This is a genomic window from Streptomyces sp. NPDC003077, assembly GCF_040611095.1.
Lineage (GTDB): Bacteria > Actinomycetota > Actinomycetes > Streptomycetales > Streptomycetaceae > Streptomyces.
Genome location: NZ_JBEXNM010000062.1, coordinates 1 through 24823 on the forward strand (window position 1 = coordinate 1; position 24823 = coordinate 24823).

Consider the following 24823-nt stretch of genomic DNA (forward strand, 5'->3'; position numbering starts at 1 on the left):
GCGGCCCCCCCCCCCCCCCCGCCCCCGCCTCCCGCCGCCCCCCCCCACCCCGGGAGCGCGCGTGCGGGCTCGTGGGGTGGGTGGCGGGTGATCTTGAGGGCCCGGTGAACGCCGGGGGCGTTGTCCTCAATCGCCGGACGGGCTTGATTTTGCCGGGCCGCCGTCCTTCGGCAGCGGACGGCTTGGTGGACGGGCCCACCGGCTACCACCGGGCCGGGTGGGGCTGGATATGGCGGCCCACTGACCACCAGCCAGCCGGGTGGGGCTGGAAATGGCGGTCCACCGGCCATCAGCGAGCCGGAAGGGGCCAGAAATGGCGGCCCACGGTCATCGGCGAGCCGGGCGGAGATCGAGATGGCGGCCCGCCGGCCATCAGTGAGCCGGAAGGGCCCCCGGCCCGCTCCCGATGCGAGCGCCCGCAGGGAAGGGCATGGTGGGAGGACCCGTGCGTCCGGCGAGGACCGGGCCGGGGCCCGCCGGGCGGGAACGCCGGGCCCGCGGCCGGGAAGGAGGCAGCCGTGAGCGAGAAGGACGCACTGCGGACCTACCGGCGGAAACGCGACTTCGGCAGGACCGCCGAGCCCCGCGGCGAGGACACCGCCCCCGGGAACGCCCCCCGCTTCGTGGTGCAGATCCACGACGCGAGCCGGATGCACTTCGACTTCCGGCTGGAGGTCGACGGCGTCCTGAAGTCGTGGTCCGTCCCGAAGGGGCCCTCCACCGACCCGCACGACAAGCGGCTCGCCGTTCCCACCGAGGACCACCCCTTGGAATACCGCGAGTTCGAAGGCGTCATCCCGAAGGGCGAGTACGGCGGCGGCACCGTGATCGTCTGGGACCAGGGCACCTATCAGCCGCTGAGCCACGACCGCCGGGGCCGGGCCGTCCCCTTCGCCCGGTCGCTGGAGCAGGGACACGCCACCTTCCGGCTGGACGGGACGAAGCTCCACGGCGGCTACGCGCTCACCCGCTTCCGCGGCGGCGGACGCTCCGGTGGCGGACGAGCGGGCGAGGAGGCGTGGCTGCTGGTCAAGTCCGGCGACGACACGGCGACCCACGACGGCCACGGCACACCGGACCCCCACCGCGCCCGTTCCGCCCGCACCGGCCGCACCTTGCGGCAGGTCGCCGAGGAGTCCGGGAACGGCGGGGGCGAGGCGTAGTCGGCACGGGGCGCCCCCGGCCCCCGGCGCCCCCGGCCCCCGGCGCCCGTGAGCCCCCGGCCGCGGCGCAGCACCACGAGCCCCCGGCCCGTGACCGGCACGACGAACCCCCGCCCCGTACCCCGCGGGACGAACCCCGGCCGACGCCCAAGCCCCCCGACCGCGACAGGCGACGCGACCCCAGGGCCGTCACCCGCAGGCGACGCGACCCCGGGGCCGTCACCCGCAGGCGGCACCAGCCCCCCGGCCCGCAGCACAAGGAGCGCCCCTCATGCCCCACCGGACGCAGGACCACGCCCCGGCGGGCGACGACCCGCCGATCGCCTACCCGCCCCGGCCCCTGCGCGAGTACGCGCTGCTCGCGGACGGGCAGCGGGGGGCGCTGGTCGGGTCGCGGGGCGAGATGGCCTGGATGTGCGCGCCCCGGTGGGACGCCGACGCGGTGCTGTCCACGCTGATCGGGGGCTCCGGGGTGTACGCCGTGACGCCCGTCGAACGGTCGGTGTGGGGCGGGTTCTACGAGGAGGCCACGCTGATCTGGCGGAGCCGCTGGGTCACCGACGACGGCGGGGTGGTGGAGTGCCGGGAGGCCCTGGCCTTCCCCGGGGACCCGCACCGCGCGGTGGTGCTGCGCCGGGTGCTGGCCCGGGACGTCCCCGCCCGGCTCACCGTCCTCCTGGAACCGAGCGCCGGATTCGGCGCCCACCCGCTGACGGAACTCCACCGCGACGAGCGCGGCGTGTGGACCGGGCGGACCGGTGACCTGCGGCTGCGCTGGTCCGGCGGCGCGCGGGCGCACCCGGCCGGTGCTCGGGACCAGCGGCTGCTGCTCGACCTGACGGTGTCACCCGGACGGCCCCACGACCTGGTGCTCGAACTGTCCGACCGGCCCCTCCCGGGCGGCCCGCCACCGGCGGAGCGCGTCTGGCGCGCCACCGAGAGCGCCTGGCGCCACGCCGTACCGGACCTGGAGAACACCATCGCCCCCCGGGACGCCCGGCACTCGTACGCCGTCCTGCGCGGGCTGACCAGCGCCCGGGGCGGCATGGTCGCGGCCACCACGACCAGCCTTCCCGAACGCGCCGAGGAGGGGCGCGACTACGACTACCGGTACGCGTGGATCCGGGACCAGTGCTACGCGGGCCAGGGCATCGCCGCGGCCGGCCCCCACCCGCTGCTGGACGACGCCGTCCGGTTCATCACCGCGCGGCTGCACGAGGACGGCCCGGCCCTCGCCCCCGCCTACACCGCCGACGGCGGCCCCGTCCCGGACCAGCGGCAACTGGCCCTGCCCGGCTACCCGGGCGGCTCGGACCGGGTCGGCAACCACATCGGCACCCAGTTCCAGCTCGACGCCCTCGGGGAGGCGCTGCTGCTCCTCGCGGCGGCGGCCGGGCACGACCGGCTGGACGCCGAAGGCTGGCAGGCCGCCCGGATCGCCGCCGACGCCATCGCCGAACGGTGGCACGAACCCGACACCGGCGTGTGGGAACTGAAGCCCAAGCCCTGGGCACACAGCCGCCTGACCTGCGCCGCCGGGCTGCGGGCCGTCGCGCGGGCGGGCGGGCCCGCGGCCCGGTCCGCCCAGTGGGCCGCGCTGGCCGACACCCTCGTCGCCGACACCGCCGACCGCTGCGTGCACCCGTCCGGCCGCTGGCAGCGGGCCCCGGACGATCCTCGGCTGGACGGGGCGCTGCTGCTCCCGGCGATCCGCGGCGCCGTCCCGGCGGACGACCCGCGGACCGTGCGAACCCTGCGCGCGTACGTCGCCGAGCTCACCGACGACCATTACGCGTACCGGTTCCGGCACGACGAACGGCCGCTGGCGGAGGCCGAGGGCGCCTTCCTGCTGTGCGGGTTCTTCGCGGCGCTGGCCGAGCACCAGCAGGGCAACACGGTCGCAGCGCACCGCTGGTTCGAACGCAACCGCGCCGCGTGCGGGCCGTCCGGCCTCTACTCGGAGGAGTACGACATCGCGCAGCGGCAACTGCGCGGCAACCTCCCGCAGGCGTTCGTCCACGCGCTGATGGTGGAGAGCGCGGCCCGGCTGTCGACGGGCTGACGTTCGATGGCGGGCTGACTTCGCCTGGCGACGGGTTGATCGGCGGGACCAGGGCGGTGCGCTGCGGGGGAGAGCGCGGCGGCGATGATCACGCCCGCGTCCGGCGTCCGGCCGGGTTTGGAACGGCGGCATCGCGGTCACCTGGTACCCGCGTATCCGTACGGGCCCCAGGAGACGCACGGCGGGAGGCCCCGCCGCCCGGTCGGACCCCGGCCGCTCCACGGCGCGCGGCCCGCACGAGGACAACCCAACCGAGGAGGGGCGCACCCATGAGCACGCCACAGGTCGTGGTCGTCACCGGCGCCAGCGGCGGGATCGGCCGCGCGGTGGCGCGGGCGTTCGGGCGGCGCGGCGCGCACGTCGGGCTGCTGGCCCGGGGACGGGCGGGGCTGGACGGCGCCGTGGAGGACGTCGAGCGGGCCGGCGGACGGGCGCTGGCCCTCCCCACGGACGTCGCCGAACCGGCCCAGGTGGAGGCGGCGGCCACCCGTGTGGAGGAGGAGTTCGGCCCCATCGACGTGTGGGTCAACGCCGCCTTCAGTTCGGTCTTCGCCACCTTCTGGGACGTCAGCGCCGAGGAGTACGCCCGCGCGACGCAGGTGACGTACCTCGGTTTCGTCAACGGGACCCGCTCCGCCCTGACCCGGATGCGCCCGCGCGACCGCGGCACCATCGTCCAGGTGGGCTCCGCCCTCGGCTTCCGCAGCATCCCGCTCCAGGCCGTGTACTGCGGCGCGAAGCACGCCATCAACGGCTTCACCTCCAGCGTCCGCACGGAACTGCTGCACGAGAAGAGCAACGTGCACATCACGGTGGCGCAGATGCCGGGCGTCAACACGCCCCAGTTCTCCTGGGTCCTGACCAAGCTCCCCCGGCACCCGCAGCCGGTCGCCCCCGTCTATCAGCCCGAGGTCGCCGCGCGGGGCGTCCTCTACGCGGCCGATCACCCCCGGCGCAAACAGCACTGGGTCGGCGGTTCGACGGTCGCCACGATCACCGCGAACAAGTTCGCCGGCCCGCTGCTGGACCGCTATCTGGCCCGCACCGGCTTCGACTCCCAGCAGACGGACGAACCCGTCGGCCCCGACCGGCCGCACAACCTCTGGGAACCGGTGGACGGCGAGGACGGCCGCGACCACGGCGCCCACGGAATCTTCGACAACAAGGCCCACACCCACTCGGTGCAGCTTTGGCTGGCCCACCATCCGTCCGTGCCCCTGCTGGCCGGGGCGGGGCTGGTGGCTGCGGTGGTGGGTGTGGTGCGGTCCGGTCGACGGTGACGGGGGCGGGGGCGCGGGTGATTTTTGGGGCCCGGTGAACGCCGGTGGCGTTGTCCTCAATCGCCGGACGGGCTTGTTTTGGCCGGGCCGCCGTCCAATGAGCGAGCCGACAGCTCACCTTGGCAATCCGAGCCTGCCACTCGCTGGTCGGCAGTTTGGCAATCCGTGCCTGCCGCTCGCTGGTCGGCAGTTTGGCAATTTGTGCCTGCCACTTGCTGGTCGGCAGTTTGGCAATCCGTGCCTGTCACTTGCTGGTCGGCAGTTTGGCAATCCGTACCCGTCACCTACTGGGCGATGGCCCGCCATTTCCAGCCCGTCCGGCGTTTGAGGACAACGCCCCCGGCGTTCACCGGGCCCGAAGATCACCCGCCACCCACCCCACGAGCCCGCACGCGCGCTCCCGGGGTGTCCTCAATCGCCGGACGGGCTGAAATATGCGGGCTCGGCCCAAGATGCGCGGCTGGCCCTGCCCCGTGACGCCATCGGGCAAAGGCGACTCGTCGCTGGTTCCGTCACCGCGTCCTCAATCGCCGGACGGGCTGGAAGCGGCGGGCCGGGCCTCAAAGGCACCCCCTGCCCCCTCCACCCGGTACCCCCGCTTCGGCACCGTACGGACCAGATCGGCATACGGCCCGAGGGCCGCCCGCAGGCGGCCGACCGCCGTTTCGACCGCGTGGGCGTCGGAGGCGGCGGACGCCCACGGCCAGGCATCGCGCAGGAGTTGCGCGCGGCTCACCACGCGCCCGGGGTGAACGGCGAGCGCACGCAGCACGGCCGCGCCCTGCGGCGAGAGCCAGCGGACCCCCGTCTCCGTCAGCACGGCATCGCCTTGGAGCACCAGCCGCTCCCCCCGGAAGGACAGGGCACGCCCACCCCGCCCGGGAAGCGTGTCGGTCAGCGTCCGCACCATCGCCCCGAGCCGCCCGCGTGACGGCCACACGACCGGCAGCCCGAGGTCGGTCAGCGGCCGGGCGCAGAGCGGGCCGATGGACACCGACAGGACATCCGCGCGCAGGGCGGCCAGCACGTCGTCATGCCGCCCGTCCTCCGAGGCGGCGCGCAGGAACGCGGTGATCGCCGGCGCGCTGGTGAACGTCAGCGCGTGCACCTGGCGGCGCCCGGTCCGCTCGGCCAGCCGCCGCAGGGGCGCCGGGTCGTCCGGTGGCGCCCAGCGGTAGACGGGGACGGACACGACCTCGGCGCCACGCGCACGCAGCGCGGCCGTGAACGATTCCAGCGGGACGCCGTGCTCCTGCACGGCGATCCGGCGTCCGTCCAGCGGCCGGTCCAGTAGCCAAGCCAGGAGCTCGTCGGTGGACTCGGAGGCCGGCGACCAGCCTTCCTGAAGGCCGCCGGCCCGGACGGCACCGGTCGCCTTCGGGCCTCGGGTGAGGACGACGGCCGCGCGGCAGGCGGCGGTCAGGGCCGCCCCGCGGCCCCAGCCGTCCGCCGCGCTCAGCCAGCCGCGCCAGCCGATGCCGGTGGTGGCGACCACGTAGTCCAGGGGCGCGGCCAGGCACCGTTCGGTGGCGCGGCGCAGTTCCGCGTCGTCCTCCAGGGGCAGCAGGCGCAGGGCGGGCGCCTGGACCACGCGGGCGCCGCGCCGGGTGAGCAGCGCGGTCAGCTCGTCGCGGCGGCGCGCGGCGGTCACGCCGATGGTGAAGCCGGTCAGCGGCCCGGGCCGCCCGGTGACGGCGGACACCGGTCCATCGGCGGCGGACTCCGGTCCATCGGCGGTGGACTCCGGTCCTTCGGCGGTGGCGGACATGGCGGCGGACTCCCGTCCTGTGACGGCGGTGTGCATGGCGGCAGGCTCCGGCCCCCGCGTTTCCGGAACGTTGCCCGATCATCTCGCGCATGTAAGCGAATTCGCGTGCCCTGTTACGGCGGCCTCACGCCCACTTCACCTCCGCTCCCCGGGGACGTGAACGACGCGTAGCGCCCGGGCAACACGGCGGACCCGGCCGCGAAACGCCCGGCGACCAGGGTCGGACACATGACGAACACGGTGACCGACACCCACTGCCCGTACTGCGCGCTCCAGTGCGGCATGCGGCTGCGGGCCACGGACACGGGGACGGTGGAGGTGGCGGAGCGGCCCGCCTTCCCGGTGAACCGGGGCGCGCTGTGCGGCAAGGGGCGGACGGCCGCCGCCGTGCTGTCCCCGGCCGCCCGGCTGACCGAGCCGCTGGTCCGCGACGCGCCCGGCGGGCGGCTGCGCCCGGCGGGGTGGCCGGAGGCGCTGGACCGGGCCGCGCGCGGGCTGGCGGCGGTGCGGGAGCGGTACGGGGCCGACGCGGTGGGCGTGTTCGGCGGGGGCGGGCTGACCAACGAGAAGGCGTACCAGCTCGGCAAGTTCGCCCGCGTCGTCCTGGGCACCCCGCACATCGACTACAACGGCCGGTTCTGCATGTCCTCGGCCGCCACCGCGCACCGCCGCGCCTTCGGTCTGGACCGCGGCCTGCCCTTCCCCCTGGAGGACGTCCCCGGCACCGGCTGCCTGATCCTGGTCGGCGCCAACCCGGCCGAGACCATGCCGCCCGCCCTGCGCTACGTCCGCGAGCTGCGGGAGCGCGGCGGCACCCTGATCGTCGTCGATCCCCGCCGCACCCGTACGGCCGAACAGGCGGACCTGCACCTCCAGCCCCGGCCCGGCGGGGACCTGGCGCTGGCGCTGGGCCTGCTGCACCTGATCGTGGCGGACGGTCACGTGGACGAGGAGTTCGTCGCCACCCGCACCACCGGCTGGGAACGGGCGCGGGCCACCGCGATGGCGCACTGGCCCGAGCGGGTGGAGGGGCTGACCGGGGTTCCGGTACCCCAACTGCGGGAGGCGGCCCGGCTGTTCGGGACGGCGCGGACCGGGATGGTCCTCACCGCGCGCGGCGCGGAGCAGCACAGCAAGGGCACCGACACCGTCGGCGCGTGGATCGACCTGTGCCTGGCCACCGGCAAGGCCGGCCGCCCGTACTCCGGCTACGGCTGCCTGACCGGCCAGGGCAACGGCCAGGGCGGCCGGGAACACGGCCAGAAGGCCGACCAGCTCCCCGGCTACCGCTCGATCACCGACCCGGCGGCCCGCGCCCACGTCGCCGGGGTGTGGGGCGTGGACCCCGACTCCCTGCCCGGACCGGGCCGTTCGGCGTACGAACTGCTCGACGGCCTCGGCCGGGACGGCGGCGCCCGCGCCCTGCTGCTGATGGGCTCCAACCCGGTGGTCTCCGCGCCGCGCGCCGCCCACGTCACCGAACGGCTCCGGGCCCTGGACCTGCTGGTCGTCTGCGACCTGGTGCTCTCCGAGACCGCGCGACTGGCGGACGTGGTGCTGCCGACGGCCCAGTGGGCGGAGGAGACCGGCACCACCACCAACCTGGAGGGCCGCGTCATCCTGCGCCACCGCGCCCTGGCCCCGCCGGACGGAGTGCGCACCGACCTGTGGGTGCTGCGCGAACTGGCCGCCCGCCTCGGGGTGACGCACGGCTTCCCGGACGACCCGGAGGAGGTCTTCGCCGAACTCGCCCGCGCCTCGGCGGGCGGCCCCGCCGACTACGCCGGCATCGACCACCGGCGGCTGCGGTCCGGCACCGGCGTCTTCTGGCCGTGCCCGGCCCCGGACCACCCGGGGACCCCGCGCCTGTTCCTGGACCGGTTCGCCACCCCGGACGGCCGCGCCCGCTTCGCCGCCGTCACGCACCGCCCCGCCGCCGAGGAACCGGACGCGGGCCACCCGCTCCACCTGACGACCGGCCGGGTGCTCGCCCAGTACCAGAGCGGCGCCCAGACCCGCCGCGTCCCCGAACTCAACGCGGCGGCCCCCGGCCCGTTCGTCGAACTGCACCCCCGCTTGGCCCGCCGGCTGGCCGTCGCCGAAGGCGACCCGCTGGCCGTCACCAGCCGCCGCGGCCGGGCCGTCGCCCCCGCCCGGATCACCGACACCATCCGCCCCGACACCGTCTTCATGCCCTTCCACTGGCCGGGCGAGGGCCGCGCCAACACCCTCACCAACCCGGCGCTGGACCCGGCCTCGCGGATGCCGGAGTTCAAGGTGTGCGCGGTGCGGGTGGAGCGGGTGGGGGAGGCGCCGCGGTTCGGTGACGAGGCCGGTGCCGGGGCGCCGCTCGGCGAAAGTCCGCCGACCGGTACCCCGGCCCCCGTCGACCAGGCGGGCCACCGATGACCCGCGCCGGGCGGATCGCCGTGGTCGGGGCGGGGATGGCCGCCGCCCGGTTCGCCGAGCGGTACGCGGCGTTCGGCGGCACCGGAACCGTCACCCTCTACGGAGCCGAGCCGCACCCCCCGTACAACCGGGTCCTCCTCACGGACGTGCTGACCGGCCGCTACGACCCCGCCGCCCTCACCCTCCCGGCCGGTCCGGCGCGGCTGCGCCCGGCGATAGAGGTCCGGGCCGTCGACCCGGCCGCGCGCACCCTCGCCCTCGCCGACGGCACCGAGGAGGAGTGGGACGCGCTGGTGCTGGCCACCGGCGCCAACCCCGTCCTGCCGCCCGTCCGCGGGGTGCGCCGCCCCGGCGGCCTGATCGCGGGCGTGCACGTGCTGCGCTCGCTCGCCGACTGCGCCCGGCTCGCCGCGGACGCGGCCGGGGCGCGGCGCGCCGTGGTGATCGGCGGCGGGGTCCTGGGCGTGGGCACCGCCCGCGCGCTGACCGCGCTCGGCATCGCCGTCGAGATCGTGCACCAAGGGCCGCACCTCGTCGAGCGCCACCTCGATCCGGGCGCCGCCGAGGTCCTGCGGGCCGGGCTGCGGGAGCTGGGCGTGGTCACGTACGCGGGCAACCGGGCGCGCGCGGTGTACGGCGCGGGGCGGGTCGAGGGCGTCCGGCTGGCGAGCGGTTTCCGCCTCGACTGCGACCTCGTCGTCCTCGCCTGCGGCGTCCGACCGCGCACCGCGCTCGCGTACGCGGCGGGGCTCGCGGTCGGCACCGGCGTGCTCGTGGACGACGCGCTGGCCACGTCCGCGCCGGGTGTGCACGCCATCGGCGACTGCGCGGAACACGCCGGAACCGTCCACGGCCTCGCCGGACCGGCCTGGGAACAGGCGGACGTCCTGGCGGCCCGGCTCTCCGGCGCCGATCCCGCGGCCCGCTACACCGGGTCGCGCCCGCCGGCCCGGCTGTCGGCGGGGCCGCTGGAATACGCGGCGTTCGGCGAGGTCGACGAGGCCGCCGACCCGGAACTGGACGTCCTGCGCCTGACCGACGCCACCCGCGCCAGCTACAAGAAGCTGCTGCTGCGCGGCGACCGGCTGGCCGGCGCCGTGCTCGTCGGCGACCTGACGGCGGTGGGCACGCTGGCCGACGCGTACGCACGGGACGAACGGGTGCGGGGGGACCCGCTGGAGCTGCTGGTGTCCGGGTGATCAGCCCCGCCCCGCCCCGTCCGTCTCCGTCCCGTCCGCCCCGCCCTTCCCCACCGCCCAGCCCTCAGCCCCCACCCCTCACGCCTCGGAGCCCCCATGACCACACCCCGCACCACTCCGCCCCCGCCGGACACCCCCGCCGACCCCCGCCCCCACCTCGTCCTCATCGGCCACGGCATGGTCGGCCAGCGTTTCCTGGAAGTGCTGGCCGAGCAGCCGGGCGCGACCGGCCGACGCGTCACCGTGCTTGCGGAGGAGCCCCGGCCCGCCTACGACCGGGTCCACCTGACCTCCTGGTTCTCCGGGACCAGCACCGACGAACTGTCCCTGTGCGACCCGGACTTCCTCACCGCCCACGGCATCGACCTGCGCCTGGGCGACCCGGCCACCGCGATCGACCGCGCCGCGCACACGGTCACCACCGCCGCCGGGCACACCCTGCGCTACGACGCGCTGGTGCTGGCCACCGGCTCGTACCCGTTCGTCCCGCCCGTCCCCGGACACGACGCCGAGGGCTGTCACGTCTACCGCACCATCGAGGACCTGGAGGCGATCCGCGCCGACGCCGGCCGGGCGCGGGCGGGCGTGGTGGTCGGCGGCGGCCTGCTGGGCCTGGAGGCCGCGGGCGCGCTCCAGGCGCTGGTGCTGGAGACGCACGTCGTGGAGTTCGCCCCGCGCCTGATGGCCCTCCAGGTGGACGACGGCGGCGGCGCCCTGCTGCGGCGCAAGATCGAGGACCTGGGCGTGCGGGTGCACACCGGCGCGGGCACCCGGGCGATCCTGACCGGGGACGACGGCCGGGTGCGCGCCATGGCGCTCTCGGACGGCCGGGAACTCCCCGTCGACCTGGTGGTCTTCGCGGCCGGGGTGCGCCCGCGCGACGGGCTGGCCCGGGACTGCGGGCTGCCGGTCGGCGAGCGCGGCGGCATCGTCGTCGACGCGCGCTGCCGCACCGCCGATCCGGACGTGTACGCCATCGGCGAGTGCGCCCTGGCCGCCGACGGACGGGTGTACGGGCTGGTCGCGCCCGGGTACGCGATGGCCGAGACGGCGGCCCGCGCGCTGACCGGCGGCGACCCGGAACCGTTCACCGGCGCCGACACCTCCACCCGGCTCAAGCTGCTGGGCGTGGACGTGGCCAGCTTCGGCGACGCGCACGGCACCGCCGACGGCGCGCTGGACGTCCTCTACAGCGACAGCCGGGCGGGCGTCTACAAGAAGCTGGTCATCGGCCGTGACGGTGCGCTGCTCGGTGGCGTCCTCGTCGGCGACACCGAGGCGTACGGCCTGCTGCGCCCGCTGGCCGCCGCGGGCAAGCCGCTGACCACGCCACCCGAAAACCTGGTGCTGCCCGCCGCGGCCGGCGCCCCGGCCGGACCCGTCACGCTCCCCGACGAGGCGGTGGTCTGCTCCTGCCACCACGTCACCAAGGGCGCGATCCGGACGGCCGTCGGCGAGGGCGGCTGCACCACCGTCCCCGAGATCAAGAAGTGCACCAAGGCCGGTACCGGCTGCGGCAGTTGCGTCAAGACGCTCGGCGCGATCCTCACCGAGGAACTCACGGCCGGGGGCACCGCCCCTGCCCCCGGCCTGTGCGAGCACTTCGCGCACACCCGCGCCGAGCTGTACGACATCGTCCGCGTCAAGGGCATCACCACCTTCTCGCGGCTGATCGAGGAGCACGGCACCGGCGAGGGCTGCGCCGTGTGCAAACCCGTCGTGGCGTCGATCCTGGCGGGCCTGGCGGGCGGCCACCTTCTGGACGGTGAGCAGGCCGCCCTCCAGGACACCAACGACCACGTCCTGGCCAACCTCCAGCGCAACGGCTCCTACTCCGTCGTCCCGCGCGTCCCCGGCGGCGAGATCACCCCGGAAGGACTCATCACCATCGGGGAGATCGCCCGCGACCACGGCCTCTACACGAAGATCACCGGCGGGCAGCGGATCGACCTGTTCGGCGCGCGCCTGGACCAGCTCCCCACCATCTGGCGGCGGCTGGTGGACGCCGGCTTCGAGTCGGGGCACGCGTACGGGAAGGCGCTGCGCACGGTCAAGTCCTGCGTGGGGGAGACCTGGTGCCGCTACGGCGTACAGGACTCGGTGGCCCTGGCCATCGAACTCGAACTGCGCTACCGCGGCCTGCGCGCCCCGCACAAGATCAAAGCCGCCGTCTCCGGCTGCGCCCGCGAGTGCGCGGAGGCCCAGGGCAAGGACTTCGGCGTCATCGCCACCTCCACCGGCTGGAACCTGTACGTCGGCGGCAACGGCGGCATGACACCCCGGCACGCCGACCTGCTCGCCGCCGACCTCGACCGCGAGACGCTGATCACCACCATCGACCGGTTCCTGATGTTCTACATCCGCACCGCCGACCGGCTGGAACGCACCGCCGCCTGGCTGGAGCGCGTCGAAGGCGGCCTGGACCACGTACGGGCGGTCGTCGTCGAGGACGCGCTCGGCATCTGCGCCGACCTGGACCACCTGATGGCCCGGCACATCGACACCTACGAGGACGAGTGGGCGGCCACCCTCTCCGACCCGGACCGGCTGCGCCGCTTCGTCTCGTTCGTCAACGCGCCCGGCACCCCCGACCCGGCCGTCACCTTCGTCCCCGAACGCCGCCAGATCCGCCCGGCCCGCCCCGGCGAATCCGGACGCCCGCTGCCCACCCCCGAGCCCCACGTCCTGATCGGCGGCTCCCGGCTGGAGGTGCGGACGGCATGAGGACGCACGAGCGCGCGGAAGCGAAGGACGGAGCGGTGGGGGCCGCGGACGGCGTACGGACGCACGGCGAGGAAACGGCGGCCGGGAGGGCCGGGCCGGACCGGACGGCACCGGCACCCGCCGGCACGGACACCGTCGAACTGCACGACGGCACCCGCTGGCGCCTCGTGTGCGCGTACGCGGACCTGCCGCCCGGCCGCGGGGTGGCCGCGCTGCTCGACGGCGAGCAGATCGCGCTCTTCCGGGACCGGGCGGGCGCCCTGTGGGCCGTCGGCAACCGGGACCCGTTCAGCGGCGCGTACGTACTCGCCCGCGGCCTGCTCGGCAGCCGCGGCACCGCCCCGACCCTCGCCTCGCCCATGTACCACCACGTCTTCGACCTGCGGGACGGCCGCTGCCTGGACGAGGACACCGCGCCCGACGGCACCCCGGCGGTGCTCCGCGTCTGGCCGGTCCGCAGCCGTCCCCGGCCCGAGGATGCCGACGGCCCCGACGATGCCGACGCTCCGAAGGATGCCGACGGCCCCGAGGACGCCGACGACCTTGAGGACGCTGACCAGCCGGAAGTGGCCGCATGAGCACCGTCACCCGCCCCCGGCAGCGCCCTCCGCTCCCCACCCCACCGCGCCCCCGGACGCTCACCCACTGGGACCCGGAAGACGCGGAGTTCTGGGCCCGGAGCGGCGCCCGGATCGCCCGGCGCAACCTCGTCCACTCGGTGCTCACCGAGCACATCGGCTTCGCGGTGTGGAGCCTGTGGTCGGTGCTGGTGCTCTTCCTGGGGCCCGAGTACGGCATCGACGCGGCCGGGAAGTTCACCCTCACCGCGCTGCCGACGGCGCTCGGCGCGGCGCTGCGGCTGCCGTACGCCGCCGCGGTGGCCCGGTTCGGCGGCCGGAACTGGACGGTGTGCAGCGCCCTGCTCCTCCTCGTCCCGACCGTCCTGGCCGGTCTGCTGCTGCGGCCCGGCGTGTCCTACGGCACCCTGCTGGCCGTCGCCTGCCTCGCCGGGGTCGGCGGCGGCAACTTCGCCTCGTCCATGGCCAACATCAACGCCTTCTACCCGCGACGGCTCAAGGGCTGGGCGCTGGGCGTCAACGCGGGCGGCGGCAATCTGGGCGTGCCGGTCGTGCAGCTGGCGGGGCTGCTGGTGCTCGCGACGGCGGGCGCCGGGCATCCGCGGCTGCTGCCGCTGGTGTGCGTGCCGCTGATCGTGCTCGCGGCGCTGGCCGCCGCTTGGCGCATGGACAACCTGGCCGTGCCGCGCGGGGAGCGGGGCGCGCTGCGGGCGGTGGCGGCGCAGCCGCACGGCTGGGCGCTGTGCGCGCTCTACCTCGGCACCTTCGGCTCGTTCATCGGCTTCGGCTTCGCCTTCGGGCAGGTGTTGCAGGTGCAGTTCCCCGACCGGTTCGACACCCCGGTCAAGGCCGCCTGCCTGACCTTCCTCGGTCCGCTGCTGGGCTCGCTGGCCCGCCCGGTGGGCGGCAGGATGGCGGACCGGTGGGGCGGGGCCCGGGTGACGCTGTGGACGTTCGCGGGGATGGCGGCCGGCGCGGGAACGGTGCTGGCCGCCTCGCGGGCCGGGTCGCTCGCGCTGTTCCTGGTCGGGTTCGTGGCGCTCTTCCTGCTCAGCGGCCTGGGGAACGGCTCGACGTACAAGATGATCCCGGCCGTCTGCCATGCCCGGGCGCGGGCAGGGGCGGCGGGAGGGCACCTCGGAGCCGAGGCAGCCGCGCGCGCCGAGAGGACCGCGCGCAGCCACGCGACCGCGCTGATCGGGTTGGCGGGCGCGGTCGGCGCGGCCGGCGGCGTGCTGGTCAACCTCGCCTTCCGGGAGGTCTTCCGCACCAGCCACGGCGGCGACGCGGCCTACGCCGCCTTCCTCCTGGTCTACGCCCTGTGCGCGGCGCTGACCTGGGCGCTGTACGCCCGTCCGGCGGCGGCCGAACGGCTGCCGGGCGTATGAGAACAACGGCGCGGTCGCGAACCCCGATGGTCCGCGACCGCGCCGTCCGTCATGAGGGACTGAGGAGGGCTCAGTGCCCCGCGGGCGCCTGAGCGGCGGCCTCCGACTCCTCCTCGGCCCGGCGCTCCAGCCCGCTCGTGGTCTTGAGCGGCTTCTCCTTGATGAAGATCACCACGAACAGGACGACGGCGGCGAACGGCGCGGCGATCAGGAAGAGGTCACCGGTGGCGACGCCGTAGGCGTGCTCGACGATGTCGCGGATCGGGCCGGTCAGCTTGGACATGTCCGGGACACCGCCCTCGGAGCCCCCGCCGCCCGAGACGGGCACCCCGGCGCTCGCCAGGCCCTTGGTCATCTCGTCGGCGACCCGGTTGGCCAGGATGGCGCCCAGGACGCTGGTGCCGACGGTGCCGCCGAGGCTGCGGAAGAAGGACAGCGTGGAGGTGGCCGCGCCCAGTTCGTGGGCGGGCACGTCGTTCTGGGCGGCCAGGACGAGGTTCTGCATCAGCAGGCCCACGCCGATGCCCATGACCGCCATGTAGACGCTGAGCAGGCCGAAGCCGGTGTCGGCGTCGATGGTGGACAGCAGGGCCAGGCCCGCCGTCATGATCGCGGCGCCGGAGACGAGGTAGACCTTCCACTTGCCGGTGGCGCTGATGATCTGGCCGGCGACCGTCGAGGACACCAGGAGACCGCCGATCATGGGCAGGCTCATCAGGCCGGCCACGGTGGGGGTCTTGCCCAGCGAGATCTGGAAGTACTGCGACAGGAACACGGTGCCCGCGAACATCGCCAGGCCCACGAAGAAGCTCGCGAGGGTCGTCAGCGACACCGTGCGGTTGCGGAAGATCGACAGCGGGATGACGGGCTCGGCGGCCCGCGTCTCCACGAACACCGCCAGGCCGAGCAGGATGACGCCGCCCGCCACCAGCGCGGCGGTCTGCCAGGAAGCCCAGTCGAACTGGTTGCCGGCCAGGGAGGTCCAGATCAGCAGGGCGCAGACACCGGCGACGATGAGGAACGCGCCCAGCCAGTCGATCTTCACCTCGCGGCGGACGGTGGGCAGCCGCAGCGTGCGCTGCAGCAGCGCGATGGCCAGCAGCGCGAACGGCACGCCGATGAAGAAGCACCAGCGCCACCCCAGCCAGGAGGTGTCCACCAGGACGCCGCCGATCAGCGGGCCGGCGACGGTGCCCACGGCGAAGACCGCGCCGAAGATGCCCGCGAACTTGCCCAGCCGGCGCGGCGGGATGACCGCCGCCATCACGACCTGCGCCAGCGCGGTCAGACCGCCGGCGCCGATGCCCTGGATGACGCGGCTGACGATGAGGACGGCGACGTTGTGGGAGAACCCGGCCACCAGGGAGCCGACCACGAACAGCCCCAGCGAGGACTGGAGCAGCAGCTTCTGGTTGAACAGGTCGGCGAGCTTGCCCCACAGCGGCACGGTCGCCGTCATGGCCAGCAGCTCGGCGGTGACGACCCAGGTGTACGAGGACTGGCTCGCCCCCAGGTCGGCGATGATGCGCGGCAGCGCGTTGGAGACCACCGTTCCGGCCAGGATGGCGACGAACATGCCCGCCATGAGACCGGACATGGCCTGGAGTATCTGCCGGTTGTTCATCGAGGTCGGCGCTCTTTCGGGCACCTGGGTTGCGCTCACGCGGGTCGTCCTTACGAGAGGAGGGCGGAAATGACGGACAAGCGGGTGGAACGAAGCGGGGACGCCCGCGCACGGCTGCCGGGAGGGCGGCCGTGCGGCGGGTTTCCACGGGCCGCCGCCGTCGGGACCGGTGCGGTCCGGGCGGCGCGCCCGTGGGGAGCGGTCTTTCAGGCCGCCGTGCTTGACGGCCGGTCCGGGAAGAGGCGGCCGGTCCTAGGCGGTACGACGGCCGGTCTCGGGTGAGGTGACGGCCGGTCTCAGGGACGGGCGGCCTTCGGCGCGGCCCCGGCGGCGGGTTCGCCGGGACGTTCCCGGGATGGCTCGCCCGCACCGGGGGAGGAGGCCGGTGTGTCGGCGCCACCCGTACGGTCCGCCGGATCGGGGACGGGACCAGGGGCGGGGGCGCCGAGCCCCGCGGCCAGCTGGTCGAAAACCCGCCGGAACACCGTCAGGAACCCGACCTTCGGGGTCCGCGCGGACCAGTGCGTCACGGACACGCGGATGGCGGTGCCGGTGACCGCGGCCAGCAGTTCGGTGTAGAGGTCGATGTCACCGTGCGCGGCCGATTCCTGCCGCCGCAGCCGATCGGCGAGGGCGCGGGCGAGCGCCGCCTCCTCGTCCGCCTGCGTCGTCAGGAAACGCGCCGTCAGCTCGGGCGAACGGGAGAGCACCAGGGCCATCAGGTTCCACAGCTCGGGCTTCTCCTCGACCTGGGTCAGCTCCGCGGCCATCGTCTCCCGCACGACTTCCAGGGCGGAGAGGTGGGCGGGGGCCTCCCGGACGGCGCGCCGGATCCGTTTCCCGGCTTCCGGGTCGGCCATCACGAACGCCTCTTCGCGCGTCTTGAAGTAGTTGAAGAACGTCCGCGCCGAGACCCCGGCTTCCTCGCTGATCGCCTCGACCGTGACGTGCTCGAACCCCAGGCGGGCGGCGAGCCGGATCGCTGCCTCGGACAGGGCGAGCCGGGTGGCCCGCTTCTTCCGTTCGCGCAGTCCGGGGCCCTCGTTCACCATGTGTTGCACGGTACTGCAAACGTGCAGAGAGGTGCAAAATTAAGCCATTGGGGGAGACGGGGCCCACGCCGTCCCGTATCGCCGTTCCCGCCGCCTCAGGAGCGGACTGCCTCAAGAGGAGCTGCCTCCACAGCAAGCCGCCTCAAGGGCGACAGGCCCGGTCCAGCACGGCCGCCACCCGGTCGAGCACCGGCATAGGAGGAGTGAAGGGAACCCGCAGATGCCGGCTGAGCGTGGCATCGGCGGCGAACCGTCCGCTGGGGGAGAGGGCGGCCCCCTCCGCCAGGGCCTGCTCCGCCACCGCCCCGGCCCGGGCCCCGGTCAGCCGCTGCCGCAGCTCGGCCCGGCGCCGCCGCACCACCTCGTCCGGATCCCCCAGCAGTTCGGCCGCGGCCAGCTGCTGCATCGGCGCCGCCGACAGCGGGCCGTACAGCGGATGCCTGCCCAGTGCGCCGATCAGCGACACCGGCTCGCGGATCCAGCCCACCCGCAGCCCGCCCCACACCGCCTTGCCGGCGGAGTCGATCAGGACGGACCGGCGGACGCGGGGCGCCGGTCGCGCAGGTCCAGCTCCCGCATGGGCTCGTCCACCACGACCGTGACCTCGTACCGCGCGGCCAAGGCGGCGACGCTCCGGCGGTCCGCCCCGGTCATCAGCGCGCTCCGGTACGAGGTAGGCCAACCGTCCCGGGCGGCGGCGAAGGCTCCGGCGAGCTGGTCCGGGTCCCAGTCCTTCGTGGTGACCCGGCAGCCGGCCGTGCGCACCCCCGACGCCCGCAGCAGGTCGAGCGCGTCGAAGTGCATGGGCAACTCGACGGCCGCCACGCGCGGGCGCAGATGCGCGCACAGCAGGGCGAGCGCCGCCTGCTGGAGGCGACCGGTACCTGCTCGGGCCGGCTGAGCAGGCCCTCCCGGGGGTAACGCGCGGCGAGCGGCGCCCGCAGGACCAGCAGCCCCGGGCCCGGCTCGCCGTCCTCGGCCAGCAGCGGACCGGCGCGCTCCGCGGCCCGCCGGGTGGCGGCCAGGTACGCCGCGGCGGGGCGGCGGCCACCGCCCGGCGCAGGTCGATGACGGGGTCCCGCAGCCGCCCTTTCCCCGTGGCCGAGAGCGGTGCAATCCGCTCGGCGGCGGTGGCCGGAAGCCGCAGCGTGCTCGCGCTACCGTGCCGGGTGCGCACCCAGCCCCCCGCCGCGCAGGTCCGCCAGCGCGGCGGCCACCGTGCCCCGGCTGACGCCCAGCACGGCGGCGGTTCGCCGGCAGCGTACTCCCGCTGCGCACCCGGCCGTCAAGCACCACTTTCCGCACCGTCCCGGCCAGCGCCCGGCGCGCCACCGCCCCTCCAGTCGCCCAGCGCTGTGATCAACTGCTCCCCGCCCACCCGCACGGGGCCACTTTCCCACGATTGGACCAGGCCGCCGGGTGGCCACCGTGGATAGCGTCGCCCCGTCCCGGTGCTGATGCGACGGGCCGCCCCGTCCCTGTCGTACGGATGCGAACGGAACCCCATGCAGCCCCACTTTTCCGCCGACCTCGACCGCCTGCCCGTGCTGCTGGAGGACATCCGGCGGCGCGCCGCGGCGTTGCTCGGTGGCCTCGCGGCCGGCCGGTCCGCCCCGTGGTGGTGCCGCCGGACGCTGCGCCGCTGCCCGTGCGCGCGGCGGGGCTGGACGCGGCGCTGCGGGAGTTCGCCGAGCGGTGGGAGCCCCGGCTGTTGGGTGGGGCGGGGCCGCGTTACCTCGGGTTCGTTAGCGGGGGCGCGACGCCCGCCGCGCTGGGCGGGGACTGGCTGACGGCGGTGGCCGACCAGAACTCCTTCTCGTCGCTGGACGCCGCCGGGCAGCACCTCGAACACAAGACGGTGCGCTGGCTGCGCGACCTCTTCGGCCTGACCGCGCGCCATGAAGGGACTTTCGTCAGCGGGGCGACCATATCCAACACCGTAGGCATGGCCGTCGCCCGGGAGCGGCTCGGGTAGCGGCTCGGCGTCTCTCCGGCCGACGCGGGGGCCGGGGCGCTGGGACCGGTATGGGTGCTGTCGGGCAGTCCGCACTCCAGCGCGGCCAAGGCGCTGTCCTGCTGGGACTCGACCGGGACGTCCTGGTCACGGTGCCGACCCTGCCGGGCCGGGAGGCGGTGAACCCGGACGCGCGGGAACGCGCCTCGCGGGAGACGGACCGGCCCTGCGTCGTCGTGGCCAACGCAGGCGCCGTCAACACCGCCGACTTCGACGACCTGCGAGCCCTGGCTGCGCTCCGCGACCAGTACGGCTTCTGGCTGCACTCCGATGCCGCGTTCGGCGGCTTCGCCGCCCTCTCCCCGGACCACGCCCACTTGGTCGCGGGCCTGGACGCGGCCGTCTCAGTCTGCGTCGACCTGCACAAGTGGCTCAATGTGCCGTACGACAGCACGGTCCAGTGCACCCGCCGACGGGACCTCCAGGCCCGGGTGTTCCGCAACGCGGCCGACTACCTCGGCCCGCTCGGCGGCATCCCCGACCTCGTCCGCCTCACCCCGGAGAACTCCTGGCAGCTGTGCCCCCCTCGCGGCCTGGTTTACCCTGCGCGCCTACGGACGCGACGGCCACCGGGAGATCGTTCGAACGGAACGCCGCCTGCGCGCGCCTGATGGGCCAGGCTGTCGCCGCCCTCCCCGGCCTCCGGCTGCTGGCCCCGGTCCGGCTGAACGTCGTGTGCTTCCCCCTCGCCGACGACCCCACGTCCGACAGGCTTGCCGCCTTGACCACACGCTGGCAGGGGAGGCCCTCCTCACGCCCACGGTGTACGCCGGGGTGCTGGCGCTGCGCGCTGCGTTCAGCAACTGGCGGACGACGGTGGCGGGCACCCGGTGGGTCGTCCGCGCCCTGGAGGCCACCGTGCGCCCGCACGTCTGACGGACCCCGGCCCACCCCCTGTCAGCCGCGAGCCCGCACCCGCAGCAGTACACCGGCGAGTATCAGCGCGAAGGCGCCGCCGACGAGGAGCAGGATCCATGCCGGGGACAGGCCCAGGCCGGTGGCGGCCAGCGCGCCGCCCCCCGCTCCGAGGGTGGGACCGGTGAGCGGCTTTCCGTACATGCGGTTTTCCCGTTCTTAAAATGGGCGGAGTTGCATCTGGTTCGGCATTCCGCACGGTGCGAGAGATGAGCGTAAGGCTAATGGATGGCGCGCCCTACGGAGTCCCCATCCCCGGCGCGCGGCAGGTCGCCAACGCTGCGCATGATGGCGCATTTGCACCGCACGTGCAACGGCGGGCCCCCGAAAGCGCCATGATGCCTACTCGTTGTCATGCCCCCACTCGTCCGGGATCTCCGCGGCCAGATCCTCTCCTCCGTAGCCGACGAACACTTTCTTCAGGACACCGAGCAGATCACGGCGATTCTCTACGCTGAGCCCGGAAAGAAACATCTCCGTCAGGCGCGCGACGTGCACCCAGCGGCTATCGTTGCTCCACATGCTGGCCTGTCCAACGAGGTCGAGCCAGGTCCCCTCATCCGCGATCTCCGACGTTGGACTCCTGAGCAGCCAGTGCAGGCGAGCATTCACGGGATCACGGAGTATCTCCTCTCTCATGAAGGCGACTTGGGCCGAGCTTTGCTGGCGGTTCAGGTTGTCCAGTTCCAACTGGCGCCGCATGGCCAAGCGCCTTTCTGCCTGTTCCAGGACACCTTCCTCGACGTCCAGGGTGACGCTAGCTCTCAGCACCCTTACCGGGCCGTCTTCGTGAGGCAGTCGAATTGCCAATTCGTGATTGATCGCATTCTCCGTGGCTTCTCTCCGGAGAACTGTGGCCTCACCGGCCATCTTCTCGGCGATCATTTGAGTCCACATCGAGGCGGCAACTCGAGAGTCAGCCCCGGCGAAATCTCCCAGAATCTCCCACTCAATACGAACGGACGCCCGAAAGTGTAGCTCGCTGTCCCGGCTTGGCCAGAGATCCTGGAACTCCCACCCCCATTTCCTGGGGGTGGGAGCAGGCTTTTCAACGACATCATCCTGGGCGCTCCGCCGTTGTCTCCTACCGATCATCCCGCTCAACTTCCACTCCCTCGCGGGAGTCCAGGCATTGCGTCTGCGGGAGAAGGTCAAGCGCGCGGGCCTTATCGGAGTGCACTGCATCTTCTATCTCGCGTCGGAGATCTTCCCGCCGCCGCTGCTCTTCTGTCTTGGGGAACGGAGGTTGCCAGATGTTCATTCGGTCAATCAGCCTGTGCCTCGGGCGAGCCTGCCGCGTATCTTCAGGTTCGTCTTGAACTGCCTTGCGTAGTACTCTCACCGCGGTCTCGCGGATCTCCGTATCTTCCAGTGCTGCGTTCAACCAGAGATCCAGTGCGCCACGGCATTGTTCCTCATCGACGCTCGGGTCAAGGGCGGCCCGCCAGCCTGTGGCGAGGTCGTCTCTTGCCGGTATCCAACCCATGGAATCATGTGCAGCGAGAAGAGCGGGGAGCGGCGCCCCTTGCTCGTCCACTGCAAGTTCGGCCAGCGCGACGAAACTTCGACGGCCAGCTGCCTGGCGGCTTTCATCGGTCGAAGCGCACCATTTGATCACTTCGCTGAAGAGTGTGCTGCGTACCGAGTCTTCTTCCCAGAGCTTCTGGACAGCCGTGTTCACTGCCTGGATGACGTCCGGATCCGACGAGGTAGCTACATGACGCAAACGCACCAGAGCCTTGCCCGGATAGGTAATTCCAAATTCTCCGGCACATGCGTCGGCCACGGCTGCTTTCAACGAAGCATCCTCGTTGGGCTTCCGCGCCCAATCGTAGAGAACTTGGTGGGTGTCACGACCGATCACAGGATGGAGCGCGGCTGCTGTGACCAAGCGCACAGCGGCCTGCTCCAGTGTCTTGTCCTTGCGCCAGGCAGTAACGATCGTTGACAGATTCTCCGGTGTACCATGACGCGCAGCCCACCGAAGGGTGAAGAACGCCATGCGCTCTGCCAGAAGAGCGCGCTCATCAGAGTTGAATTCCTTGACACCTTGAGTGGTGGACCGCAAAGGCGCCTTCGCCATCCATTTCAAGAACCCTTCCCGCCCGAGCGGCCGATCTCGCCAGAAATAATCCAGGACGGCCTCATCCCACCCGGGCTTGGAGAATTCGACATAATCACCACTCAAGCGGGCATCGACAGAATCGACGAGCTGGATCACGCCGATATCGTCCTGCCCCTGCAGCTCGGGCTTTTGCCCTCCGATCATTTCTGCCAGCGCACCAGTCTGACTGTAGATATGGCCGATCGGCGCCCCGCGCAAGGCGGCTGCAACCACAAGGAAGTTGCGCTCAAATCCTGTGCGCTGAGGATTCTTGTGCCATTTGAGAAGTTGCGAGAACCAATTCTTGCGGGCTGATACAACGCTGAGGACTCTTCTATTGAATTCCTCATCAACCGTCACATCCAAAGCTCTGTCAGTCGATTCGGTGTCCGAATCGGCCTCGGAGAGATCATCGAATGATGTGCTGCATGCCTGGAGAATGAGATCGACCATTTCCATGGCCGCGCTCGGACTTTGGCCGACCAGGAACGGCCGGATCCGATGATCGTCAGTCCACCGGCGAGCAGTGCCGTCGGAGAGATCTAGGCGAAGCCACGCCCTGGCGATATTGACTGCATCCGGCCGTTCCAGTTCCCGGGCAATGACGGTTGAGCCGCTTCCCACGCGTTCCCACTGATCCCTGTCCGTAAGGACGACGAGTCGGGACGACGTACTTCGAAGAATTCCAGCGATCTCATCCAGCGTTCGCCCAAACTTAGTCGAAACCGAGAACTCGTCCTCGTCCGGGGGCAGTTCGAGTAGGAATGCGCAGTTTTCTATACGTGGCATTCGGCGCGCTTGAAAGTTACTGTCTATTCCGTAGCTGAGGGTACGAACAGACATTCCGGCTCGGCGGAGCTCGGCGAGCAAGTGGACCGCAGCCGTCTTTCGCCCCGATCCCATGTCGCCCGAGATGACCGAAATGGAACCAGGAGCCGCCAGGTCCGTACGGATCTTTTCGTATCCTCGAGGTCGGACAAACACTGCCCGAATTAGATCCAGGTGATCATCATCCAGTTGCTGGTGATCAGCCATCTGATCGATTACCGCGGTGAGCTCCACGCCAGTGACGCGGCCGAAGTTGAAGCCAACAGCCTGCCGTACCAGGGCAGCGAGTTCTGCCAGGCGAGGGATCTCTGTCAGCAGTTCAGTTGGAACACCTGGCAGCGACTCGTGTAGGGAGTTCTCGCCCGCCGGCAAATTGCTACCACCGGCGGGAACCGATGGATCGCCGGGTTCCGACGTCGAAAGCCACACACTGCTTTCCGAAGCACGTTCGGCATTATCTGCCGACTCAGCCGGACCAGCCGTCTCCGCTGTCCAGTCGGAGTAGTCTGCCGCCGTATTGGCGGCAGACTTGCTAGCGCCAACTCCTGAAGCTGCAGTGGTTGAACTCCCCGACTCTTCCGAAATCCTAGCATCATCGGGTTGGGCTTCTTCTCCAGTATCGACTCCCGTTACGGCGGCTGGGCTAATCTCGGGAGAAGGTCGATCAGTCCCGTCCGCGCTCTTGCCAAGCCACTCTCCACCGGACCGACCAAAAAGACTTGGATTTATACTTTCGTTCGGGTTCTTAACCTCCGAAGCCCCTTCGTGGCTTAGGTATGCACCCACCTCATTGTTTTCCGAACTTTGCCCAATGGGATAGGCTTCTCGGTCTGGCGCCTGATCGCTATAGGCCTGGTCGGGAAAAGATGATGCCCCTGCCACAGGGGTATTCGGTGGCATGGCATAAGGATCCTTGATACCCTGCCTTTCGTCTACCGTGAGTGAATATCCACCACCAGCGTCATTTTCTTGCGAGTCCTGCTCTTCCGTAACGTCTTGATTGGCTGTACGGTCCGAGGTGTCTCGACTGAAGAAGCTAGGCCTCCAGCGTCCGGCTGACCTGCCAACTACGGGGATGCCGCCGTCGCGCTCTTCGTTTTCCGCGTTCATCCAATTCCCCCGAATTTCAAGCGACTATCCATAGTTCTGTAGGGCACTCTGCTATCCGAGATGTTTGATGCGGGCCCCGACAATCTTCGATCCCTTGTGCGCCGTATCAATGTCTTGGTTAACTTCGGCCCGAGCCGATGCCCCAGCAGATTCCACGTCGATTCCGGTCACCTCGTCGTGAGCGTTGGCGACTTTCTGGCAGACCCTGATTCCAGACTCGGATGAGTCATCGTCAGAAAATGTGAACTCGAGGCCATAGATCTCTTCTAGGGCGCGACGCACGCGCCCTAGATTGCGTCGAAGCCGTACATCCTGGCCGTCAAGTTCAGTCGCCCCTACGTACTCTTCCAAGGCTTCCGCCAAGAGTTCGAGCTCCGGGCCCCGCCGTTCAAGGATCGTGTCATCGGGTCGGAACCGGTCAACCGACGAAGCCGCGATCTCTGTTCCCGCTACCGGAGCTTCCTCCGCTGGCACGGCTACTCCAGCTCGCCGGTCTCGCCGACGCTGCAAGAGAGCCCCCAGCTGACCGTAGAGGAATCCGAAGGCCTGAGTGGCGGCAGACGCCGCCAAGACCGGAAAGTCCAATTCGCTCACTTTGTCCACCC

17 protein-coding genes and 1 pseudogene are annotated in these 24823 nt (G+C 72.3%); 9 read left to right on the forward strand and 9 right to left on the reverse strand.

What is annotated here, in order from left to right:
* Positions 1-518: 518 nt before the first annotated feature.
* The 3 genes from ABZX96_RS30080 to ABZX96_RS30090 all read left to right on the forward strand — a co-directional run bounded on the left by ABZX96_RS30080 (position 519) and on the right by ABZX96_RS30090 (position 4505).
* On the forward strand, positions 519-1163 hold the full coding sequence (locus tag ABZX96_RS30080) for a DNA polymerase ligase N-terminal domain-containing protein (protein ID WP_355550469.1): 645 nt from the start codon (positions 519-521) through the stop codon (positions 1161-1163).
* Positions 1164-1434: 271 nt separating this feature from the next.
* Positions 1435-3225: a glycoside hydrolase family 15 protein gene (locus ABZX96_RS30085; RefSeq protein WP_355550471.1), complete on the forward strand. Its 1791-nt coding sequence runs from the start codon at positions 1435-1437 to the stop codon at positions 3223-3225.
* 269 nt (positions 3226-3494) lie between these two features.
* Positions 3495-4505, forward strand: a complete 1011-nt coding sequence (locus ABZX96_RS30090; protein WP_355550473.1) for an SDR family oxidoreductase — start codon at positions 3495-3497, stop codon at positions 4503-4505.
* 523 nt (positions 4506-5028) lie between these two features.
* On the opposite strand, the gene ABZX96_RS30095 is transcribed toward ABZX96_RS30090, so the two are convergent.
* The gene (locus ABZX96_RS30095) at positions 5029-6309 is read right to left on the reverse strand and encodes a uroporphyrinogen-III synthase (RefSeq protein WP_355550475.1); all 1281 of its coding nucleotides are present in this window, start codon (positions 6307-6309) and stop codon (positions 5029-5031) included.
* Positions 6310-6501: 192 nt separating this feature from the next.
* Here ABZX96_RS30095 and ABZX96_RS30100 point away from each other — a divergent pair, with 192 nt between their 5' ends.
* From ABZX96_RS30100 to ABZX96_RS30120, 5 genes are all read left to right on the forward strand, one after another.
* On the forward strand, positions 6502-8682 hold the full coding sequence (locus tag ABZX96_RS30100; RefSeq protein WP_355550477.1) for a molybdopterin oxidoreductase family protein: 2181 nt from the start codon (positions 6502-6504) through the stop codon (positions 8680-8682).
* Positions 8679-9881, forward strand: coding sequence for an FAD-dependent oxidoreductase (locus tag ABZX96_RS30105; protein WP_355550479.1), 1203 nt, complete (start codon positions 8679-8681; stop codon positions 9879-9881). The genes ABZX96_RS30100 and ABZX96_RS30105 overlap by 4 nt, the downstream gene beginning before the upstream one ends.
* A gap of 96 nt (positions 9882-9977) precedes the next feature.
* Positions 9978-12605 carry a nitrite reductase large subunit NirB gene (gene nirB, locus ABZX96_RS30110; RefSeq protein ID WP_355550481.1) on the forward strand — a complete coding sequence of 876 codons (2628 nt, stop codon included), beginning with the start codon at positions 9978-9980 and terminating at the stop codon, positions 12603-12605.
* Positions 12602-13183, forward strand: coding sequence for a nitrite reductase (NAD(P)H) small subunit (locus ABZX96_RS30115; protein WP_355550483.1), 582 nt, complete (start codon positions 12602-12604; stop codon positions 13181-13183). Before nirB ends, ABZX96_RS30115 begins: the two co-directional genes overlap by 4 nt.
* The gene (locus tag ABZX96_RS30120; protein WP_355550485.1) at positions 13180-14571 is read left to right on the forward strand and encodes an MFS transporter; all 1392 of its coding nucleotides are present in this window, start codon (positions 13180-13182) and stop codon (positions 14569-14571) included. Before ABZX96_RS30115 ends, ABZX96_RS30120 begins: the two co-directional genes overlap by 4 nt.
* A gap of 70 nt (positions 14572-14641) precedes the next feature.
* Here the strand turns inward: ABZX96_RS30120 and ABZX96_RS30125 are convergent, their stop codons facing one another.
* The 4 genes from ABZX96_RS30125 to ABZX96_RS30140 form a co-directional block, all read right to left on the reverse strand.
* On the reverse strand, positions 14642-16195 hold the full coding sequence (locus ABZX96_RS30125; protein ID WP_355550531.1) for an MDR family MFS transporter: 1554 nt from the start codon (positions 16193-16195) through the stop codon (positions 14642-14644).
* Between the two features lie 296 nt (positions 16196-16491).
* Positions 16492-17247 carry a TetR/AcrR family transcriptional regulator gene (locus tag ABZX96_RS30130; RefSeq protein ID WP_355550487.1) on the reverse strand — a complete coding sequence of 252 codons (756 nt, stop codon included), beginning with the start codon at positions 17245-17247 and terminating at the stop codon, positions 16492-16494.
* Between the two features lie 142 nt (positions 17248-17389).
* Entirely contained in the window at positions 17390-17734 is a 345-nt protein-coding gene (locus ABZX96_RS30135) for a hypothetical protein (RefSeq protein ID WP_355550489.1), read from the reverse strand.
* A 38-nt stretch (positions 17735-17772) separates the two neighbouring features.
* Positions 17773-18051 (reverse strand): hypothetical protein, encoded by a 279-nt coding sequence (locus ABZX96_RS30140; RefSeq protein WP_355550491.1) that lies wholly within the window; start codon positions 18049-18051, stop codon positions 17773-17775.
* Between the two features lie 701 nt (positions 18052-18752).
* On the opposite strand from ABZX96_RS30140, the pseudogene ABZX96_RS30145 reads away from it, so the two are divergent.
* Positions 18753-20137, forward strand: a pseudogene (locus ABZX96_RS30145) (pyridoxal-dependent decarboxylase).
* A gap of 21 nt (positions 20138-20158) precedes the next feature.
* Here the strand turns inward: ABZX96_RS30145 and ABZX96_RS30150 are convergent.
* From ABZX96_RS30150 to ABZX96_RS30165, 4 genes are all read right to left on the reverse strand, one after another.
* On the reverse strand, positions 20159-20320 hold the full coding sequence (locus ABZX96_RS30150; RefSeq protein WP_355550493.1) for a hypothetical protein: 162 nt from the start codon (positions 20318-20320) through the stop codon (positions 20159-20161).
* Positions 20321-20518: 198 nt separating this feature from the next.
* On the reverse strand, positions 20519-21280 hold the full coding sequence (locus ABZX96_RS30155) for a hypothetical protein (protein WP_355550495.1): 762 nt from the start codon (positions 21278-21280) through the stop codon (positions 20519-20521).
* Positions 21261-24218: a hypothetical protein gene (locus tag ABZX96_RS30160; protein WP_355550497.1), complete on the reverse strand. Its 2958-nt coding sequence runs from the start codon at positions 24216-24218 to the stop codon at positions 21261-21263. Before ABZX96_RS30160 ends, ABZX96_RS30155 begins: the two co-directional genes overlap by 20 nt.
* Before the next feature lie 51 nt (positions 24219-24269).
* Positions 24270-24692 carry a hypothetical protein gene (locus tag ABZX96_RS30165; protein ID WP_355550498.1) on the reverse strand — a complete coding sequence of 141 codons (423 nt, stop codon included), beginning with the start codon at positions 24690-24692 and terminating at the stop codon, positions 24270-24272.
* Positions 24693-24823: the final 131 nt, after the last annotated feature.

Bases quoted from the DNA above. Each gene is read 5' to 3' on its own strand.
- ABZX96_RS30085 (WP_355550471.1), top strand. From the start codon at position 1,435: ATGCCCCACCGGACGCAGGACCACGCCCCGGCGGGCGACGACCCGCCG.
- ABZX96_RS30090 (WP_355550473.1), top strand. From the start codon at position 3,495: ATGAGCACGCCACAGGTCGTGGTCGTCACCGGCGCCAGCGGCGGGATC.
- ABZX96_RS30095 (WP_355550475.1), bottom strand. From the start codon at position 6,309: ATGCACACCGCCGTCACAGGACGGGAGTCCGCCGCCATGTCCGCCACC.
- ABZX96_RS30100 (WP_355550477.1), top strand. From the start codon at position 6,502: ATGACGAACACGGTGACCGACACCCACTGCCCGTACTGCGCGCTCCAG.
- ABZX96_RS30105 (WP_355550479.1), top strand. From the start codon at position 8,679: ATGACCCGCGCCGGGCGGATCGCCGTGGTCGGGGCGGGGATGGCCGCC.
- nirB (WP_355550481.1), top strand. From the start codon at position 9,978: ATGACCACACCCCGCACCACTCCGCCCCCGCCGGACACCCCCGCCGAC.
- ABZX96_RS30115 (WP_355550483.1), top strand. From the start codon at position 12,602: ATGAGGACGCACGAGCGCGCGGAAGCGAAGGACGGAGCGGTGGGGGCC.
- ABZX96_RS30120 (WP_355550485.1), top strand. From the start codon at position 13,180: ATGAGCACCGTCACCCGCCCCCGGCAGCGCCCTCCGCTCCCCACCCCA.
- ABZX96_RS30125 (WP_355550531.1), bottom strand. From the start codon at position 16,195: ATGAACAACCGGCAGATACTCCAGGCCATGTCCGGTCTCATGGCGGGC.
- ABZX96_RS30130 (WP_355550487.1), bottom strand. From the start codon at position 17,247: ATGGTGAACGAGGGCCCCGGACTGCGCGAACGGAAGAAGCGGGCCACC.
- ABZX96_RS30140 (WP_355550491.1), bottom strand. From the start codon at position 18,051: ATGCACTTCGACGCGCTCGACCTGCTGCGGGCGTCGGGGGTGCGCACG.
- ABZX96_RS30150 (WP_355550493.1), bottom strand. From the start codon at position 20,320: ATGTACGGAAAGCCGCTCACCGGTCCCACCCTCGGAGCGGGGGGCGGC.
- ABZX96_RS30160 (WP_355550497.1), bottom strand. From the start codon at position 24,218: ATGAACGCGGAAAACGAAGAGCGCGACGGCGGCATCCCCGTAGTTGGC.